We start from the raw sequence: 2,092 nt of genomic DNA, 5'->3' as shown, positions 1-2,092 counted from the left end.
GTATTCTCTGGCAGCTGGTTGATCCAGTGCTTAAACTCTAGACTTAATTGAGTGACGTCTTCACCGAGTAATACTGCGCGCTCTAATTGCTCAAAGTAGCGCCCAAGCTGCCAAAAACAAGTCACAGTTGGATGCTCTTGCTTCATCGCCGCGTTACAGGCATGCAGCTGCAAAGTGGCGGCGCGGTAAGTGCCAGCGTTAGAGAGACGCTTAATCAGATTATATAGCTCGGCGGTATCTTTACCGATAACACCTTTGGCCTCTTGCACATTAGTCTCAATTGAGGCCACCACGCTTGGTATCTTAAGATTACCCAAATCATGTATCAGCTGCGCCCGCATCACTTTCATGGACTCGCTAGCATCAGCATCGAACCCTAATCTTGTGATCAGATGCTGTACTTGCGGCTTTTTGAGGTCGCCTTTGATGAGCTTTTTCATGATATTGTCATAGCAGTACAAGCGCTCACTGTAGCGCCCCAGCCATACCAGATAACTACTGGTTGATAGCAGTAGTATCATCGGCGCATCATCGAGATCCTCAAAGCCGGCCTCAGTCGGCTGCACGCGATCATAGTAATTGGCATGGTTGTCATACTTAGCGATACTATCAAAGGTGCTCTCAAGCGTACTTAGCTCAGAGGATTGGCTAGTACTAGTTGCCAAACCATCAGCTGATAATTGACTGTCATCGATGATCCAAGTGTCTTTGATACCGCCGCCTTGTGAGGAGTTGACGACCAGTGAGCCCTCAACCATCGCCACGCGGGTCAGACCGCCTGGCACGATATCGACAGAGCCATCACCGTGGCTTAAGATAAAGGGGCGCAGATCGATATGACGCGGCGCGATACCGTCGCTGACGGCAGTAGGGTTGGTTGAGAGTGAAATAGTCGGCTGGGCGATAAAGCCTGCTGGATTCTCAAGTAAGCGCTTACGGTAGTCGCTAATCTCTTGCTTGGTTGAGGTGGGTCCAATCAGCATCCCGTAGCCGCCTGAGCCTTGGGTTTCTTTGACGACCAGCTTATCTAGATTGTCGAGCACGTAGGCGAGCTCATCAGGCTTACGGCACTGAAAGGTCTCGATATTGGGCAGGATTGGCTCTTCACCCAAATAAAACTTAATCATATCAGGCACAAATGGATAGAGACTTTTGTCATCAGCGACGCCAGTACCGGGTGCATTAACAATGACCACGTTGCCTGCACGATAGGCACTCATGAGACCTGAAACGCCGAGGATAGAATTGGATTGAAACGCTAACGGATCGATAAAGGGATCATCGATACGGCGATAGATGATATCGACCTGTACCTTACCGCGTATGCCTTGCATATAGACTTTGCTATCCTCAACCACCAAGTCATAACCGTGCACCAGCGGCACGCTCATCTCATGCGCCAAAAACGCATGCTCATAGTAGGCACTATTAAAGCGTCCTGGGGTTAGGATGACAATCTGTGGATCGTATTTGCTCGTTGAGCTGGCAAGACATTTTTTGAGGCGCTGCGGGTAGTCGCTCACGCCCAATATCGGCGTTTGCATAAATAGATCAGACAGTAGCGTCTCAGAGATAGTTCGGCTCTCAAGCATATAAGAGACGCCAGAGGGCGTGCGCAAATTGTCCTCTAATACACAGAACTTACCGCTCTCATCGCGGATCAAATCGATACCACTGATGTGTGAGTAAATAGGCTTGTCCAGCTCAATACCCATCATCCACGGCTCGTAGCAGCCGCTAGCATAGACGTAGCTGTCTGGGACGATGCCCGCTTTCATAATAGCTTGCTCGTGATAAATATCATGTAAAAACGCATTCAAAGCGGTGATACGCTGCTTACACCCAGCCTCTATCTGCTGCCATTCGCTGGCGGCAATGATACGCGGAATAATATCAAACGGTATCATACGCTCGATGTTTTTGGCATCGCTATAGACCGTGAATGTCACGCCTTTACGATAAAAGATATTCTCCGCTTGCTCGTTGAGATGATTAAGCGCATCGATACTGATGTCATCGAGCCAGTCGCCAACTGCTTGCGCGACGGGGCGGTACTCATCTTTATTGACCTTTAATTCATCAAAGGGTTGGG

The 2,092-nt window shown here is 49.3% G+C and carries 1 protein-coding gene; it reads right to left on the bottom strand.

All coding sequences use genetic code 11. From position 1 onward, the window contains the following. On the bottom strand, positions 1 to 2,092 hold a 2,092-nt coding region (locus tag ACTXGO_RS12880), incomplete at both ends, for a circularly permuted type 2 ATP-grasp protein (protein ID WP_443574809.1).

The sequence above is a fragment of the Psychrobacter sp. T6-1 genome, from assembly GCF_052258445.1.
This window is presented reverse-complemented; position numbering and strand designations above follow the sequence as displayed.